The organism is Tenacibaculum soleae (assembly GCF_001693415.1).
Lineage (GTDB): Bacteria > Bacteroidota > Bacteroidia > Flavobacteriales > Flavobacteriaceae > Polaribacter > Polaribacter soleae.
Map to the genome: position 1 here is coordinate 921,274 of NZ_MAKX01000001.1, position 17,166 is coordinate 938,439.

The 17,166-nt window shown below is 31.1% G+C and carries 18 protein-coding genes; 4 read left to right on the forward strand and 14 right to left on the reverse strand.

All coding sequences use genetic code 11. The features are described from left to right. Positions 1 to 14: 14 nt before the first annotated feature. From pyrH to BA195_RS04300, 7 genes are all read right to left on the reverse strand, one after another. The gene (gene pyrH, locus BA195_RS04270) at positions 15 to 722 is read right to left on the reverse strand and encodes a UMP kinase (RefSeq protein ID WP_068702775.1); all 708 of its coding nucleotides are present in this window, start codon (positions 720 to 722) and stop codon (positions 15 to 17) included. Positions 723 to 833: 111 nt separating this feature from the next. Beyond that, entirely contained in the window at positions 834 to 1,802 is a 969-nt protein-coding gene (tsf, locus tag BA195_RS04275) for a translation elongation factor Ts (RefSeq protein ID WP_068702776.1), read from the reverse strand. Between the two features lie 82 nt (positions 1,803 to 1,884). Then, positions 1,885 to 2,655, reverse strand: a complete 771-nt coding sequence (rpsB, locus tag BA195_RS04280) for a 30S ribosomal protein S2 (RefSeq protein WP_068702777.1) — start codon at positions 2,653 to 2,655, stop codon at positions 1,885 to 1,887. Between the two features lie 152 nt (positions 2,656 to 2,807). Beyond that, on the reverse strand, positions 2,808 to 3,194 hold the full coding sequence (gene rpsI, locus BA195_RS04285) for a 30S ribosomal protein S9 (RefSeq protein WP_068702778.1): 387 nt from the start codon (positions 3,192 to 3,194) through the stop codon (positions 2,808 to 2,810). Further along, positions 3,194 to 3,649, reverse strand: a complete 456-nt coding sequence (gene rplM, locus BA195_RS04290; protein ID WP_068702780.1) for a 50S ribosomal protein L13 — start codon at positions 3,647 to 3,649, stop codon at positions 3,194 to 3,196. The genes rpsI and rplM overlap by 1 nt, the downstream gene beginning before the upstream one ends. 100 nt (positions 3,650 to 3,749) lie before the next feature. After that, complete coding sequence (locus BA195_RS04295; protein WP_068702781.1) at positions 3,750 to 5,711, reverse strand: LTA synthase family protein; 1,962 nt, start codon at positions 5,709 to 5,711, stop codon at positions 3,750 to 3,752. A gap of 97 nt (positions 5,712 to 5,808) precedes the next feature. Then, positions 5,809 to 6,657 (reverse strand): OmpA/MotB family protein, encoded by an 849-nt coding sequence (locus BA195_RS04300; protein ID WP_068702785.1) that lies wholly within the window; start codon positions 6,655 to 6,657, stop codon positions 5,809 to 5,811. 130 nt (positions 6,658 to 6,787) lie between these two features. Between BA195_RS04300 and BA195_RS04305 the strand changes: the two genes are divergently transcribed. Next, on the forward strand, positions 6,788 to 7,756 hold the full coding sequence (locus tag BA195_RS04305; protein WP_068702787.1) for an FAD:protein FMN transferase: 969 nt from the start codon (positions 6,788 to 6,790) through the stop codon (positions 7,754 to 7,756). Here BA195_RS04305 and BA195_RS04310 read toward each other — a convergent pair. The 6 genes from BA195_RS04310 to BA195_RS04335 all read right to left on the reverse strand — a co-directional run bounded on the left by BA195_RS04310 (position 7,753) and on the right by BA195_RS04335 (position 12,906). After that, positions 7,753 to 8,523, reverse strand: coding sequence for a class I SAM-dependent methyltransferase (locus BA195_RS04310; protein WP_084443056.1), 771 nt, complete (start codon positions 8,521 to 8,523; stop codon positions 7,753 to 7,755). The two genes, BA195_RS04305 and BA195_RS04310, sit on opposite strands and share 4 nt — an antisense overlap. 13 nt (positions 8,524 to 8,536) lie before the next feature. After that, positions 8,537 to 8,926, reverse strand: coding sequence for a GxxExxY protein (locus tag BA195_RS04315; protein ID WP_068702788.1), 390 nt, complete (start codon positions 8,924 to 8,926; stop codon positions 8,537 to 8,539). Between the two features lie 17 nt (positions 8,927 to 8,943). After that, positions 8,944 to 9,756, reverse strand: a complete 813-nt coding sequence (map, locus tag BA195_RS04320; protein WP_068702789.1) for a type I methionyl aminopeptidase — start codon at positions 9,754 to 9,756, stop codon at positions 8,944 to 8,946. 29 nt (positions 9,757 to 9,785) lie between these two features. Continuing rightward, positions 9,786 to 10,322 carry a TlpA family protein disulfide reductase gene (locus BA195_RS04325; protein WP_245662314.1) on the reverse strand — a complete coding sequence of 179 codons (537 nt, stop codon included), beginning with the start codon at positions 10,320 to 10,322 and terminating at the stop codon, positions 9,786 to 9,788. 6 nt (positions 10,323 to 10,328) lie between these two features. After that, on the reverse strand, positions 10,329 to 11,846 hold the full coding sequence (gene gpmI / locus BA195_RS04330) for a 2,3-bisphosphoglycerate-independent phosphoglycerate mutase (RefSeq protein WP_068702793.1): 1,518 nt from the start codon (positions 11,844 to 11,846) through the stop codon (positions 10,329 to 10,331). 286 nt (positions 11,847 to 12,132) lie between these two features. Beyond that, positions 12,133 to 12,906, reverse strand: a complete 774-nt coding sequence (locus BA195_RS04335) for a M48 family metalloprotease (protein WP_068702795.1) — start codon at positions 12,904 to 12,906, stop codon at positions 12,133 to 12,135. Between the two features lie 110 nt (positions 12,907 to 13,016). Here BA195_RS04335 and BA195_RS04340 point away from each other — a divergent pair, with 110 nt between their 5' ends. Then, positions 13,017 to 14,759 carry an aromatic amino acid hydroxylase gene (locus tag BA195_RS04340; RefSeq protein WP_068702796.1) on the forward strand — a complete coding sequence of 581 codons (1,743 nt, stop codon included), beginning with the start codon at positions 13,017 to 13,019 and terminating at the stop codon, positions 14,757 to 14,759. Between the two features lie 47 nt (positions 14,760 to 14,806). Further along, positions 14,807 to 15,088 (forward strand): rhodanese-like domain-containing protein, encoded by a 282-nt coding sequence (locus BA195_RS04345; protein WP_068703932.1) that lies wholly within the window; start codon positions 14,807 to 14,809, stop codon positions 15,086 to 15,088. Positions 15,089 to 15,094: 6 nt separating this feature from the next. On the opposite strand, the gene BA195_RS04350 is transcribed toward BA195_RS04345, so the two are convergent. Further along, the gene (locus BA195_RS04350) at positions 15,095 to 16,051 is read right to left on the reverse strand and encodes a GSCFA domain-containing protein (RefSeq protein ID WP_068702797.1); all 957 of its coding nucleotides are present in this window, start codon (positions 16,049 to 16,051) and stop codon (positions 15,095 to 15,097) included. A 100-nt stretch (positions 16,052 to 16,151) separates the two neighbouring features. Between BA195_RS04350 and BA195_RS04355 the strand changes: the two genes are divergently transcribed. Continuing rightward, positions 16,152 to 17,045, forward strand: coding sequence for a MerR family transcriptional regulator (locus tag BA195_RS04355; RefSeq protein WP_176714951.1), 894 nt, complete (start codon positions 16,152 to 16,154; stop codon positions 17,043 to 17,045). Positions 17,046 to 17,166: the final 121 nt, after the last annotated feature.

The following is a 17,166-nucleotide window of genomic DNA, read 5'->3' on the forward strand; positions in this document are numbered from 1 at the left end:
GAAGTTATTTTTTGTTATTTATCAACTATGGTACCTATTTGTTCTCCAGAAACCAACTTTAGTAGGTTACCTCCTTTGTTCATGTCAAAAACGATAATAGGAAGTTTGTTTTCTTCACTTAAAGTAAAAGCAGTCATGTCCATTACTTTTAAACCTTTATCAATAACATCTTTAAAAGTAATTGTTTCGTATTTTATAGCGTTTTCATCTTTTTCAGGATCTACATTGTAAATACCATCGACTCTAGTTCCTTTTAAGATTGCATCTGCATTTACTTCAATGGCTCTTAGTACAGCAGCAGTATCTGTTGTAAAATAAGGGTTTCCTGTTCCTCCACCAAAAATAACAACACGTCCTTTTTCTAAATGACGATTTGCACGACGTTTAATATATGGTTCTGCAATTTCTTTAATTTCGATAGCAGTTTGTAAGCGAGTATGAATTCCTTCATCTTCCAAAGCGCTTTGTAAAGCTAAACCATTGATACAGGTTGCTAACATTCCCATATGGTCTCCCTGTACACGATCCATACCATTACTAGCACCAGCAACACCTCTAAAAATATTACCACCACCAATAACAATGGCAACTTGAATACCTTTGTCAATTACTTGTTTAATTTCTTGTGCGTATTCTTTAAGTCTTTTAGGATCGATACCATATTGGCGATTTCCCATTAACGCTTCTCCACTTAATTTTAAAAGGATTCTCTTGTATTGCATAATTTTTTTGAAAGTTATGCAAAACTACGTATTTTTTTTGAGTTTGAATTTTGATAAAATAAAAAACCATCCAAAATATGGATGGTTTTAAATATATAAGACTGTTTTGAATTATCCTAAAGTAACTCTTACGAAGTTTTTAACTTCTACATCACCAAATGAAGAAACATATTCTTCAACAGTTTTCTTTTCGTCTTTAATAAACTTTTGATCTAATAAACATTGTTCTTGATCTAAAGTTGTGTTATCAGAAATAAATCTTTCCATTTTTCCTGGTAAGATTTTATCCCAAATTTGCTCTGGTTTTCCTTCTGCTTTTAATTGCTCTTTAGCAGCTTCTTCAGCTTTAGCTAAAGCATCGTCAGTTAATTGTAATCTAGATACGTATTGAGGAACGTTTTTTAACGTTTTACCTAAACGAACTAATTCTTCATTATCTTTTACGATTGCAGCAATTCTTGCTTCAGTTTCAGATGCTACATAAGCAGGATCAAAACCTTTGTAAGATAAAGAAGTTGCACCCATAGAGGCAGCTTGCATAGCTAAATCTTTTGTTAATTCAGCAGCTTTATCTATTGAAGCAGATAAACCAACCATAGCAGCAATTTTACCAACGTGTGTATAAGAACCTACGTAAGGAGCTTCAAGTCTTTCGAAAGAAGTAATATCGATTTTTTCACCGATAACTCCTGTTTGTTCGATTAGTTTTTCAGCAACAGTAACACCACCAAAATCGGCAGCTAAAAATTCTTCTTTAGTTTTAGTATTAAAAGCAATAGCAACAAATTGAGCAGCTAATTCTTTAAAAGAATCGTTTTTAGATACGAAATCTGTTTCACATGCTAATACAATAGCAACACCGTAAGTGTTGTCATCACTAATTTTAGTAATAGCTACACCTTCAGTAGATTCTCTATCTGCTCTTTTAGCAGCGATTTTCTGTCCTTTTTTACGTAAAACTTCAACAGCTTTATCAAAATTTCCTTCTGCTTCTACTAATGCATTTTTACAATCCATCATACCAGCTCCGGTACTTTCTCTTAATTTTTTTACGTCTGCAGCGCTAATTTTTACTGACATTTCTATCGTTATTTTAAGTTGTAAATATTTTTTTTAATAAAATTTAAAGGCTTCAAGTTATATTGAAGCCTTTAAAGGTAAATTATTTTGCTTCTTCTTTAGCTGGTGCTTCAGTAGTAGCTGCTTCTGATTTAGCAGGAGCTTTTTCAACTTTTGCTTTTTCTTTGTCAGCTTTTCTTTCAGTTAAGCCTTCATTGATTGCATCTGTGATGTATGATAATACTTTATCGATAGATTTTGAAGCATCATCATTTGCAGGGATTACGTAATCTACTGGTCTAGGATCAGAGTTCGTATCAACCATTGCAAAAATTGGAATGTTTAATTTTTGAGCTTCTGCAATAGCAATATGCTCTTTTTTTACATCAATTACAAATAAAGCGGCAGGTAAACGAGTCATATCAGAAATAGAACCTAAATTCTTTTCTAATTTTGCTCTCTGACGGTTAATTTGTAATTTTTCTCTTTTTGATAATGCATCAAAAGAACCATCTTGCTTCATTCTATCAATGTGAGCCATTTTTTTAACAGCCTTACGAATAGTAACGAAATTTGTTAACATACCTCCTGGCCAACGCTCAGTAATGTATGGCATGTTTACATTTTCAGCTCTTTCAGCAACGATATCTTTAGCTTGCTTTTTAGTTGCAACGAATAAGATTTTACGTCCAGAGTTTGCTATTTTTTGTAAAGCTAAAGCTGCTTCATCAATTTTAGCTGATGTTTTATACAAATCGATGATGTGAACACCATTACGCTCAGTATAAATGTATGGAGCCATGTTAGGGTTCCATTTTCTAGTTAAGTGACCGAAGTGCACTCCACTTTCTAATAATTCTTGAATGTTTGCCATTTTAATAAAATGTGTTTACGTTCTGTTTTCACAATATTTCAGTAGTTATATTAAGTCTGAAATATTTAGATACTAAACTGTTAAAAATTAATTTGTAACAGTCTCTTTTTGAAAATACACAACCAAAGCTTTTTGTAAAGCAGTGATAAATATTAACGCTTAGAGAACTGAAATTTCTTACGTGCTTTCTTCTGACCGAATTTCTTACGTTCAACCATTCTAGGATCACGAGTTAATAAACCTTCTGGTTTTAATACTGCTTTGTATTCTTCGTTAATAGCTACTAATGCTCTAGTAATTGCTAAACGAATAGCTTCTGCTTGACCAGTAACACCACCACCAAAAACATTTACTTTAATGTCATAAGACTCTAAGTTCTCAGTTAACATTAAAGGTTGCTTTACTTTATATTGTAAAGTAGGTGTTGTTAAATAGTTGTTTAAATCTTTTTTGTTAACAGTGATATTTCCACTTCCTTGAGAAACGTAAACACGTGCAACAGCTGTTTTTCTTCTACCTATTTTGTGTACAGTTTCCATTATTTAAGATCGTTAAGGTTAATAAGTTTAGGGTTTTGAGCAGTTTGTTGGTGCTCAGTACCTGCGTATGCATACAAGTTTTTGTATAATACACTACCTAATTTATTTTTAGGTAACATTCCTTTTACTGCTTTTTCGATTAATCTTGTAGGATCTTTTTCGAACATTTCTGTAGCAGTTAATGATCTTTGACCTCCTGGATATCCTGTGTGACGGATGTAAGACTTGTCAGTCCACTTTTTACCAGTTAAGTTAATTTTGTCTGCGTTGATCACAACCACGTTATCTCCACAATCTACGTGAGGAGTGTAATTTGGTTTGTATTTACCTCTAATTAGCATTGCTATTTTAGAAGCTAGACGACCCAACGTTTGCCCGTCCGCATCAACTAAAACCCACTCTTTGTTAACAGTGTTTTTGTTTGCTGATACCGTTTTGTAACTTAATGTGTTCATAATTACACGATTAGTTTTTGTTTATTAATAAAAAATTTTATCCTTAAAAAAGGTCTGCAAATGTACAACTAATTATTTGGTATACAAATAGCTAATAAGTTTAATTTGTAGCTTTTAATTTTCCGTTTTTAAAGAGATCAAAGGCAGATTGATAGTAAGATATTGTTTCGTTTAAAAATAGCGAATCTGTTTCGGTTATTGTTATTTCGTTTTCCTCTTTATCCCAATGGTAAGATTTATGTTGTTTGTTGGTTTCTAATAAGAGTAGTTTCCCTTTTTTTAATAAGCCTACTTTTCTATGATTTCCTATAAAAGCACGTTCATCATTTATTTGCATTTTGTTGATGTCTTTACCATAAAGTGCTGTTTTGTATGACCAATTTAAGTATCCAAAAAGTGTTGGAAAAATGTCTATTTGCGAACTTAATTTGGTTATTTTTTTAGGTTCTTGATTTTGCAAATTTAAAATGAAAGCAGGTATATGGTGGTTTTCTACATTTATTTCGGTTCTACCAGCACTAAAGCCGCAATGGTCAGACATGATTACAAATACGGTGTTCTTATACCATGATTTTGTTTTTGCTTTTTCTAAAAATTCACGTAAGCTTTTGTCTAGGTATTTGATAGATCCTACTACACTTGTGCCTGAAGGGGTGTCAACAACATTGTCTGGGTAGGTGTAAGGTTTGTGGTTAGAACTTGTCATAACAAAACTAAAAAAAGGTTGTTTTTTTTCTGCTTTTTCATCAGTAATCTTTAATACTTTGTTAAATAAATCTTGATCACAAACTGCCCAAGCATTTTCAAAAGTCATTTCATCATCTTCAATACGTGTTCTTTTTGTAGGTAAATCTTCTTGTAATCGATGTTTTTTTCTTCTATCAACAATATCAAATCCGTTGTAACTAAAGTAGTTTGTCATATTGTCAAAATGACCGTCACCTCCATAAAAAAAAGTTCTACTATATCCTTTTTGTTTAAAAATTTCGCCAATAGTAGCTAGGTTATCGTTGTTTTCTCTTTTTACGATACTTCTTCCTGGTGTTGGTGGAATGGCTAAACTGATGGCTTCAATTCCACGAATAGTTCTGGTTCCAGTTGCATATAAGTTTGTGAAAAAAATAGATGCTTTAGCAAGCGAATCTAATGTTGGAGTCCAGTTTTTTTTACTTGTAAAGCTTTTCATAAAACGTGCATTAACGCTTTCTAAACCTATAAAAATTACATTAGGTTTTAATTCGGTGCTATCATTTTTTGTATGTCGATAAATATTATTTTTTGATAACAAACTATCGTTAATTGCTTTTATGTTTTTAGCCAGTAGTTTGTATGTTTTTTCTTTAGGAAGTGTAGCATAAAAATCGTTATAGTTTAATTCATTACTTTTATAAGCTGCAAAAAATGAATACAGACCTGATTTGGCTAACTCATTTTCATTAATATTTGAAAAAATTTCAGCTTTGTTATTAGTGTTGTAGTTGTGGCATAATAAAAAACTACTTATAATAAGTAAACAAGGTGTTAATTTAGCTTTAAAAGAGTCAGAATTGTTAAAAGTATCTTTGTAAGCGTTCTTTTTTGATGCGTATCGAATACTAAGAATAAGTATAAAAACAATAATACCAATTAATAAAGGTAATGGGAAAGATTGATGAATGTTTTCAACAACTTCGTAGGTATATAAAAGATAATCAACCGCAATAAAATTATAACGTCTTTGGTATTCTTGCCAAAAAGGAATTTCGGCTAAAAATGAAAAAATAAAAACGAATAAAAAGAGTCCGTAAGAAAATTTGGTAACAATTTTATCAATAATACTTCCGTGAAATCTTGCAGGGATTATTAATAAATAAATGGCATAAATGCTTAATAGATATAATAAAGTATTGAGGTCAAAAAATAAACCAACTAAAAAAATTTTAAAAAAATTGATTATCGAAAAATCAAAATAGTTAACTGCTAAAATGTATAAAATACATCGTATGATAAAAGCAAAAAGCAATACGGTTAAACTAAATGTTTTTAAGAGTTGAAACCTTTTAGGTAAAAGAATACTTTGCATAGTATGTTTGATTATAAACAACAAAGAACGTTCCTTTTTTTGAAAAAAAAAAGACTACTTAAACAAGTAGTCTTTTTTAATGTTTTTAAGAATGATGTTACTCTGCTTTTTGCTCTAACAATTCAAAAAATTGATTTAAACGAGGAAGAATAATAATTTTAGTTCTTCTGTTTTTTGCTTTATTAGCAGGAGTATCATTGGCAACCAAAGGTACAAAACTACCTCTACCAGCTGCAATTAACCTACTAGGCGCTACTTTGTGTTTGTTTTGTAGTTCGCGAACGATTGATGTTGCTCGTAAAACACTTAATCCCCAATTGTCTTTCAAGGCAGATCCTTTGGAAACAGGAGTGTTGTCTGTATGTCCTTCAATCATAACATCCATTTCTGGCTGTCCGTTTACAACAGTAGCAACTTTAGCTAACACTTTAGAGGCTTTGTCAGAGATATTATAACTACCACTTTTAAATAATAATTTATCAGAAATAGAGATAAAAACTACTGTTTTTTCAACATTTACAGTGATATCTTCATCGTTAATTCCATCTTGTAACTCTTTCTTTAAGTGAAAAGCAACTACTAAGTTTAAAGAATCTTTTTTAGATGCAGCAGCTCTAATTTTATTAATGTATTTGTCTTTTTTGCTTAACTGAGTTAGTGTTTCTTTAATGTTGTCATTGGCTCCTTTTGTTAAAACTGTTAAGTTTTCAACCTGTTGTAGCGTATTTTTTTTATCAGCTTTCAAATCACCTACCGAGGCTTGTAGCGTAGAAACTTTATCTTCACAACTTTCTTTTTCAACCAAGCACTTAGTTAAATTTGCTTTTACAGTTAATAATTCTTCTTTTGTTTTTTCATGTTTTGTTTTTAAAGCATCTAACTCTTTCGTAGAAGCACAAGATGCTAATAGGATAGAAGCTGTAAGGAATAAGAAAATTTTTTTCATCTTATATTGTTTTTTACAATGTTATTAATGTAATTGTAAAACAAAGTTATAAAAATGAAGCTACAAAAAAGATAATTAACAATCTTTTATGATGTGATAATAAATTATTTTTGCCAATAAATTTTTAAAGATGATTAAAAAGATATTTTATTTTGCGGTTTTAATTGTGTCTCTTTCTTGCAAAAATGAGTCAAGAATTTCAGAAACTAAATTAGAAGGTTTTGTTTTCGGAACTACCTATCACATTACTTATGTAGATAAAGTTGATTATCAACAATCAATAGATAGTTTGTTTACTTTGGTAAATAAATCGCTCTCAACTTATATGCCTACTTCTGATATTTCTAAAATAAACAAAGGGGATTCGACGATTGTTGTTGATGATATGTTTATAGAAGTTTTTAGCAAGGCAAAAAGAATTTATGAAGAAACGGATGGATATTTTGATCCTACGATTGGTAGGTTAATTGATGCTTATGGATTTGGTTCCGGAAAATCAAAAAAAGAGCTGTCTAAAGATGAAATTGACTCATTAATGAAAGATGTTGGTTTTGATAAGGTGAGATTGGAAGATAGAAGGGTTTATAGAGATAATCCGAATATTGAATTTAATGTCAATGCTTTTGCTAAAGGATATGGAGTTGATGTTATTGGGCGGTTTTTAGAAAGTAAAAACATTTCAAATTATCTTGTTGAGATCGGTGGAGAAATTAGAGCAAGAGGTAAAAAACAAGGAAAGTTGTGGAAGGTAGCTATTGAAGAACCAAATACTGACGGAACAAGATCGGTTCAAAAAATAATTGAATTAGATAATCAATCTATGGCAACTTCAGGAAATTATAGAAAGTATAAGGTAAGTGACGAGGGAAAAAAAATAGTACACACTGTAAATGCAAAAACAGGGTTGGCCGAAGAAAGTAATTTACTAAGTGTATCAGTTAAGTTAAAAGGAGATTGTGCTGATGTAGATGCCTACGCAACTGCTTTTTTAGCAATGGGATTAGAGCGTACAAAAGAATTTTTGGTAACACATCCTGAGTTAAAAGTAGTGTTGTTGTATAATGATAAAAATAATGAATTAATGGAGTTTGTGAATTAACCCTTAAAACACACGGGCAAAATTTCGCCTTTCATTAAAGCAAATCGTTCTAGTTTTTCTGGAGCGATTTTTTTTGTAAAATCTACTTCATCAACTTTAAAACCTATAGAGCGAAGTTTATCAAAATAATCACGGCCATACACGCGTACATGATCGTATTGGCCAAATATTTTAGCACGTTCTTTACGATCGGTAATAGAATCATCTTCAAAAGTCATTTCTCTATTTAAGTCTTGTGGAATCTGAAAAATTCCGAATCCTCCAGGTTTTAATACGCGATATAATTCTTGCATTGCTTTGGTGTCATTCGTAATATGCTCTAAAACATGATTGCAAAAAACAACATCAAACTCATTGTCTTTAAAAGGTAAATCACAAATATCTGCTTTCACATCTGCAATTGGCGATTCTAAATCTGAAGTAATATAATCTAGGTTTTTTTGTTTTCTAAAAATGTCTAAAAAACATTGTTCAGGTGCAATATGTAATACTTTTAATTTTTTATCCGAAGAAAAAAAATCGGTTTCATTTTGCAAGTACAACCAAAGTAAACGATGTCTTTCTAATGATAGTGTAGAAGGAGAAAGTGCATTTTCTCGTTGTATACCATAACCATAAGGTAAAAATTTACGAAATGATTTACCATCAATAGGATCGGTAAATTTATCGCCTTTTAACCACCACGCAATTATTGGGCTAACCCAATAGCTAGCTTTAATTAATAAAGGTCTTGGAATGGTGTTTAATATGGATTTAAAAAAAGACACAGATTTCTCGAATTTACACTAACTTATTTAAAATTACCCTTTTATATTTAAGGCTATCTTCGCCAAAATTTATAAGTAGCCCTAAGTTTAATTTAGAGGTAGCTAAATAATTTAATGTTTGTTTTATATGACTAGAATTTAATTCTTTTATAGCTTTAACCTCTAAGATGATTTTATCATATATTACAAAATCAGCAAAATAAAAATGAGGAATTATTTTGTCTTTATATGTAATATTAAACTTAACCTCTCTTTTGTAAGGAATATTTTGGGATGTAAACTCTATTTCTAAAGCATCTCCATATACTACCTCATTAAATCCTTTTCCTAACACTTTGTGAACTTCCATACAACAACCAATAATCTTATAGGCTTCATCTTTGTATAAAAGGTTATTATTCATAGTTTAATTTGTGCTAATTAGAGTAATTCGCGTCTAAACTCATCCTCTTCATTGCTTTCAATACCTAAAGCATCATAAATATATTTAAAGGTAGATAATAATTCAGGTTTACCGTTAACAATAGCAACATCGTGCTCAAAATGGGCAGAAGGTTTACCGTCTAAAGTAGTAATTGTCCAACCATCATTATGTTGTAATATTTTGTGAGTTCCTAGGTTTGTCATAGGTTCAATGGCAACAACCATCCCTTCAATAAACTTTTTACCACGACCTCTGCGTCCATAATTTGGCATTTCAGGATCTTCGTGCATTACGCGTCCTAAACCATGACCAACCAATTCACGAACAACTCCGTAACCATGTTTTTCGGTGAAATTTTGAATAGCAAAACCAACATCACCAACGCGATTACCAACTTTAAGCTCACGAATTCCTTCGTATAAACTTTGTTTAGTAACGTCTAGTAACTTCTGTGTTTCAGTAGCAATTTCACCTACTGCAAAAGTATACGCATGATCGCCATAAAAATCATTTTTAATAGCACCACAATCAATAGAAATAATATCACCTTCTTGTAAAGGGGTTTTGTTAGGAATTCCGTGTACTACTTGTGAGTTCGGGCTCATACAAAGTGTGTTCGGAAAATCATACAATCCTAAAAAACCAGGAATAGCTCCTTGTTCACGAATAAAATCTTCAGCTAACTTGTCAAGTTGTAAAGTACTAACTCCAGGTTTTACCTCTTTAGCAAGCATACCTAAGGTTTTTGATACTACTAAGGCACTTTCGCGCATGATTTCTATTTCTTCTCTAGTTTTTGCTTTGATCATCTTAAAAATATTGAGGCGCAAATTTACGGTTATTTTTGATACGGATGTGTATATGGTTTACCAGAAACTATTTTTAAAATATCTTCTTCAATTGAGCTTCCATCAACAGGGTGTTCTACAAAACGACCAATTTCTTTTCCGTCTTTATAAAAGATAAAAGTTGGAACTCTAACTACATTAAATCCTTTTTCTAACCCGTTAGCCTTTTTTTTACGATTAACTGTTACCAACTCAAGGTTTCGGTAATTAAAATTTGATTGATCTAATAATTTATAAAAATTAGGAATTTCTCTTTGGCTATCGCCACACCAAGTTCCCATAAAACCTTTAATAGTTACCTCTTTTAAATAGGATTTTAATTGAGTAATAGTATTTTTATCTGTTTCATAATAGCTGTAAAAATCATTAAACCATTCAGAAGCATAAGGTTCTTGCTGAAAATCTTTTTTTGTAGCAATACCAACTAAATTACCGTCTTTGTCTTTTACTGCTGGCTTTTTTTGTTGGATTTTTGCACAAGAAGTAATCAATATGGCAATTAAAATATAAGTGATTTTTTTCATCATTTGTTTTTAAATAAGTGAGTTTTGAGTCATTTCTTTAGGTTGCCCTACATTCATTAGTCGTAAAATAGTTGGAGCAATATCACCTAAAACACCATTTTTTATCGATTTTAATTCTTTGTCAATTAAAATCATAGGAACCGGATTTGTAGTATGCGCGGTATGTGGTGTTCCGTCAGGATTCATCATTGTTTCACAATTACCATGATCGGCAATCAAAATAGTGGTGTAGTCATTTTCTAAAGCGGTTGTTACAACATCTTTAACACAATTATCAACAGTTTCACATGCTTTAACGGCAGCTTCAAAAACACCAGTATGACCAACCATATCGCCATTAGCAAAGTTTAAGCAAACAAAATCAACCGCTCCTTCTTTTAATTCAGGAACTATGGCATCGCGAATTTCATAAGCGCTCATTTCGGGTTTTAAATCGTAAGTAGCAACTTTTGGAGATGGACAAAGTAATCTTTTTTCACCATTAAATTCTTGTTCTCTTCCGCCAGAAAAGAAAAATGTTACATGTGGATATTTTTCAGTTTCGGCAATTCTAATTTGAGTTTTTCCAGCTGTTTCTAAAACTTCGCCTAAGGTATTTTCAATATTATTACTGTTGTAAATTACGTTGATGTTTTTAAAAGTTTCATCATAATTTGTCATGGTAACAAAATATAATGGAACCTTTTTCATATTAAATTCAGGGAAGTCTTTTTGACTTAAAGCTTCTGTTAATTCACGGCCTCTATCGGTTCTAAAATTAAAAAAAATAACCACATCATCTTCCTTAATTGTTGTTTTTGGGTGCTCATTTTCATCAACCATAATAATAGGTTTAATAAACTCATCGGTAACAGTTGCATCATAGTTTTCTTGAATACTTTTTATAGCATCTGTTGAAAAAGTTCCTTTACCATTTATCAAAGCATCGTAGGCTAATTGCACACGTTCCCAACGATTATCACGATCCATAGCATAATAACGACCTGTAATTGAAGCCAATTCCCCAGTCGTTTTTTGCATGTGTTCCTGAATATTATTAATAAAATATTTTCCTGATTTCGGATCACAATCTCTACCATCAGTAAAGGCATGTAAAAAAACATTCGACAAACCAAAATCATCAGCAGCGCTAAGTAATCCTTTTAAATGATTGATGTGTGAGTGAATACCACCATTAGAAACCAATCCTAAAAAATGAACGTTTTTGTTGTTTTTTTTAGCGTATTCAAAAGCGTTTAATAATTCAGTTTCTTGTGCTAAGGTGCCATTTTTAACAGCTTTGTTAATTTTAGCCAAATTTTGATATACAATTCTACCCGCACCTAAATTCATGTGTCCAACTTCCGAATTTCCCATTTGTCCTTCAGGTAAACCAACGTGTTCACCGTCGGTTCGCAACTCGGCATGCGGAAATTTATCGTATAACGAATTTATAAAAGGAGTTTTGGCGTTGTATATGGCAGATACTTTAGGGTCTTGGGTAATTCCCCAACCATCTAATATCATTAAAATTACTTTCTTGTTCATTTGTTGTGTGTTAAAAAACAAAAGTAAGAAAGATTTTTTCTTGATTTTTAAAAAATAACGAAATCGATTGTTTGTTGTAAATGATGTGAAGCTGTTTCCCGCTTTCCGCACTCGCTTTTTTTAAGAAAAATAAAAAAGAGCTCAAACAAATGCTTCAATCGGGGCTAGGCTTATTTGTTGGTTGTAGTTTTAAATTAAGGAATTTTGTGTTTTTAATTTATCAAAAAGACCTCACAGGTTTTTAAAACCTGTGAGGTCTAAATTTTCATTATATTATTTACAGCAACTACCCTTTATATTTACGAATAGCCTCTTTTATTTTTTCAATTCTATTTTCAGGATCGGGGTGTGTACTTTTAAATTCAGGGGTTCTATCAGGTCCAGCGGCTTGTTTTAAAATTTCCATTACGCCAATTAAACTTTCAGGGTTGTAGCCTGCATCAATCATTAATTTCACGCCTAAATCATCACTTTCCAATTCGTCACTTCTCCCATACTTCATGTTAATTACATTTGCAATAGATGCCATACCTTGTGCTGTGTTAGGATCAAAACCAACAGCAGCGCCTGAGAGTATTCCTTGCGTTAAATCTTGCTTAGCCATACGAGCTGCCGAATGTCTACCAATAACATGCCCAATTTCATGCCCTAAAACACCAGCTAGTTGATCTTCGTTTTTTAATTTAGAAAACAATGCAAAAGTGATAAATACTTGTCCGCCAGGTAGGGCAAAAGCATTAATGGTTCGTTCATCTTTTAATAAATGAAAGTCAAAAGGATATCCAGAGTTTTTGGCAATGCTGTTTCTAAGTAATTTTTCGCCAACCCGATCTACCAAGTCTTGGTATTTTTGACTCGGATATAAGCCACCATGTTGTTGTGTCATTTGCGGCGCACTACTTAAACCAATCGCAATTTCTTGCTTTGGCGATATAGAAATATGTTGTGTTTTACCAGTATACGGATTCGTTTCAGAACTAGCACAGTATTTAAATAAAGCAAACAGTGCAATGGCAGCACCAATTAAAAGTCTAACTTTTAAATTTCCGCGATTTCTCATAGTTTTTAATTTTGACGATAAAGTAAATGTACAAAATATATAATTTAACGAATATCGATTTTTTGTGAACTATAAAAAACTTAAATTTACCAAGCAAAATAAACAACAATATGGAATCTCATTTTGAACTAAATGAAATCACAAAGAAATTACCAAAACACTTACATAAATTTGTAGTGAAACAACCGTACCATGAATACACGGCGCAAAATCAAGCAGTATGGCGTTATGTAATGCGTATGAATGTTGATTATTTAAGTAAAGTTGCACACGCTTCGTATTTAAAAGGCTTAGAAAAAACAGGAGTTTCGGTTGAAACGATTCCTTACATGGAAGGGATGAATCGTATTTTAAAAGAAATTGGTTGGGCAGCAGTTTCAGTTGATGGCTTTATTCCGCCAAATGCATTTATGGAGTTTCAAGCTTATAATGTATTGGTAATTGCTTCTGATATGCGAACCATAAATCATATCGAATATACACCTGCACCCGATATTATTCATGAAGCTGCAGGACATGCACCAATTATTGCTAATCCTGAATATTCTGAATATTTACGTCGTTTTGGTGAAATAGGATCAAAAGCAATTTCGTCATCAAAAGATTACGAAATGTACGAGGCTATTCGATTATTATCTATCTTAAAAGAAAATCCAAATTCAACTGAAAAAGAAATAAATGAAGCGCAAAAAAAGGTAGAGTGGTTGCAAGATAATATGGGTGAATTATCTGAAATGGCGCAAATAAGAAATTTACATTGGTGGACGGTTGAATATGGATTAATAGGAACACTTGATGATCCTAAAATATACGGCGCTGGTTTATTGTCATCTATTGGTGAAAGTAAATGGTGTATGCAAAATGAAGTTAAAAAAGTGCCATATTCTATTGAAGCTGCAAATGTAAGTTTTGATATTACTAAGCCACAGCCACAGTTGTTTGTAACGCCAGATTTTGCATATTTAAGCCTGGTCTTAAATGAGTTTGCAAACACCATGGCGCTTAGAACAGGAGGCTTAAAAGGTGTTGAAAAATTAATCGATTCTAAAAATTTAGGAACTGTCGAATTAAGTACTGGAGTTCAAGTTTCAGGAATATTTACAAATGTAATTGAAGATGCTAAAGGAAAAGTAGCATACATACAAACTACAGGGCCAACAGCTTTAGCAAATAGAGACAAAGAATTGATAGGTCATGGAATAAGGTATCATGCTGAAGGTTTTGGTAGTCCGGTAGGAAGGCTAAAAGGAATTAATTTGCCTATTGAAGATATGAGCCCGCGTGACTTAAAAGCTTATGGTATTTATGAAGGTGAAGAATTAACATTAGAGTTTGAAAGCGGAGTTGTGGTTAAAGGAAAAGTAATTACAGGAACTCGTGATTTAAGAGGTAAAATTTTAATTATTTCCTTTAAAAACTGTACCGTAACTTATAAAGAGCAAGTGTTGTTTCAGCCTGAATGGGGAATTTATGATATGGCAATAGGGAAAGAATTAGTATCGGCTTACTCTGGGCCAGCAGATGTTGAGTCTTTTCAAGATTTAGGAAAAGTATCTGAAACAAAAACACATAAAATCGAATATACTCCTTCGCAAAAAGAACTGTATAGTTTATATGAAGAGGTTAGAAAGATGAGAGATATTGATGAGGTTTCTGAAAATAAACTTGATGATATTTTTAAAAAATTAAAGAATAATTTTAATGAAGATTGGTTGTTGTCTTTAGAATTGTATGAATTAGCTTTAAAAAATAATTTTACAATACAAACAGTACTTAAAGAACATTTAGAAAACTTAAAGAGTAACAAGAGTTACAAAAATTTAATTGAAAACGGATTACATTTGTTGTCTTAATAAGCATAAAACAAATGGGGTTATTTAATTTATTTAGAAAGAAAAAAATGACAAACGAAATACAAGAATATTTAGCTAAAGATGCAGTAGTGTTAGATGTACGTACTTTAGCAGAATGGAATGAAGGACATAGTGAAGGAGCAAAACATATTGTTTTAACAGTTGTGCCTTTAAATGTAGAAGAAATTAAATCGTGGAATAAACCAGTAATTGCTGTTTGTAGAAGCGGTGGTAGAAGCGGACAAGCAATGCAGTTTTTACAGGGGCATGGAATTGATGTAATTAACGGTGGTCCTTGGCAAAACGTAGATCAGTACCTTACAAAATAATAAAATTTAAAATTTCATAAAAGGAAATGCTTTAACAAGTGTTTCCTTTTTTTGTTCAATATTTTTTAAGAATTTTAAATGTGCTTCAGAAGTAGGGTTAAAAGAACGATGCGTAATTCCCTTTTGAATAGTATTTACTTTTTCCATAGTTTGTTGAGTTTCTTGAGAAAACCAAACCTCGGTATATTTTTTCCAAATATAATTAATAGCAGTTTGGTTTGGATGAATCATATCTTCTGCGTAAAAACGATAATCGCGCAATTCATCCATCATAATTTCATAAGCAGGAAAGTATGTGATTTTGTTGCTTTGTGTAAAGGAGGTAATTTCATGAATTGCAGATAATAAATGAGATTTACTACGCTTATTTTCGATAAAACCATCTTTTATGTGGCGAACTGGAGAAACAGTAAAAGTAATTATAGCATTATTATTGATTGATTTAACTAAGGTTGTTATCGCTTCTAAACTTTCATAAACTTTATCAACGGGTAAAATTTCTTTTAAAAATTGTTTCTGCGATATTTTATGACAATTAGCTACAATGTTATCTGATGAAATTCCTCTATAAACCCAAGAAGTACCTAGTGTAATAATAATATGCGACGCTTCGTTTAATTGCTGATATGTTTGTTGTATCGCATTGTTTAAATTACTTAATAATTCGTTTTTATTAGAAGAACTTAAACTAGAATGTGCATCAAAACAATGCCAACGTTCGTTATGAAAAAAGATATCTTCCTCACTATATTTTTTTTGATTTATAGCATTTGTAATTAGTTTTTCAATGGCTTTTGGATGAAATAAAATTCCGAAAGGATTTTGATTCGATTGAAATTTATAATACGCTAATTTATTGCCGATATTTTCAGAAAAACAAGATCCTAGTAATAGTAGCTTTGAGTTATAATCAATTTGGTCATGTTGCTGTTTTTTTAAAGGAATTTGTGTTTGAAAAATCATACTAAAAGTAAAATAAAGTTTTTTCAAAAATAATTAGATTCTATTAATTAGATAATTTTTATTAAAGTTTATATATTTGTTGAATAAAAAAATAAAAAAATTGAACAATATAAAAAGTGTATTTACGATAAAGGATCTCGAAAATATTTCAGGTATAAAAGCTCATACTATTCGTATTTGGGAAAAACGCTATAATTTATTACAACCACAAAGGACAGATACTAATATTAGGTACTACTCTTCATCTAGTTTGCAAAAATTGTTAAATATAGTGTTGCTAAATACTAATAATATAAAGATTTCTAAAATAGCGTTAATGTCTGATGAACAAATTATTGTTAATGCGAGAGAAATAGCTTTTAAAAAAGCAGTTAATGATGAGGCGATAAATGCTTTTAAATTAGCAATGTTTCAGTTTGATAAAGTCTTGTTTAATAAAACATATAATAAACTATTACATCAAAAAACATTTCGAGAAATTTTTAAAAATATTTTTATGCCTTTTTTGAATCACATAGGTCTTTTATGGCAAACAAGTACTTTAATGCCTGCTCATGAGCATTTTATATCTAATTTGATTTCTCAGAAAATCCAAATAAATATTGAAAACTTGGCATATACTATAACAGATTCAGCCAAAACTTACGTGTTGTTTTTACCTGAAAATGAAATTCATGAATTAGGATTATTGTATTTAAATTATGAGTTAGTTTTAAGGGGGTTTAATACGGTGTATTTAGGGCAAAGTTTGCCAATTAATAATTTAAATTATTTTTTTGAAAGCGACGCTAAAATATGTTTTGTAACATCTTTAACTGTTATGCCTCAGGCAGATAAAGTGTCCGATTATTTTAAAAAATTGGATGAAGCATTAAAGGGTACTCAACATGAATTAATTGCCATTGGTAAAAAGGTTTTAGAGGTTGAAAATGATTCATTTGTCTCAGATATAAAAACTTATGAATCAGTGATTGATTTGCTTAAAGTGATGTAATTTTTTTTGTTTTTTAAAAAAAAATGTTTAACTTTTATTTGTTTTTGTTAAACAAAAATTGTTATATTTGTACACGGTTTGGTGTTAATGGATACAAAGTTAATTTCTTGATTGTTTTTGA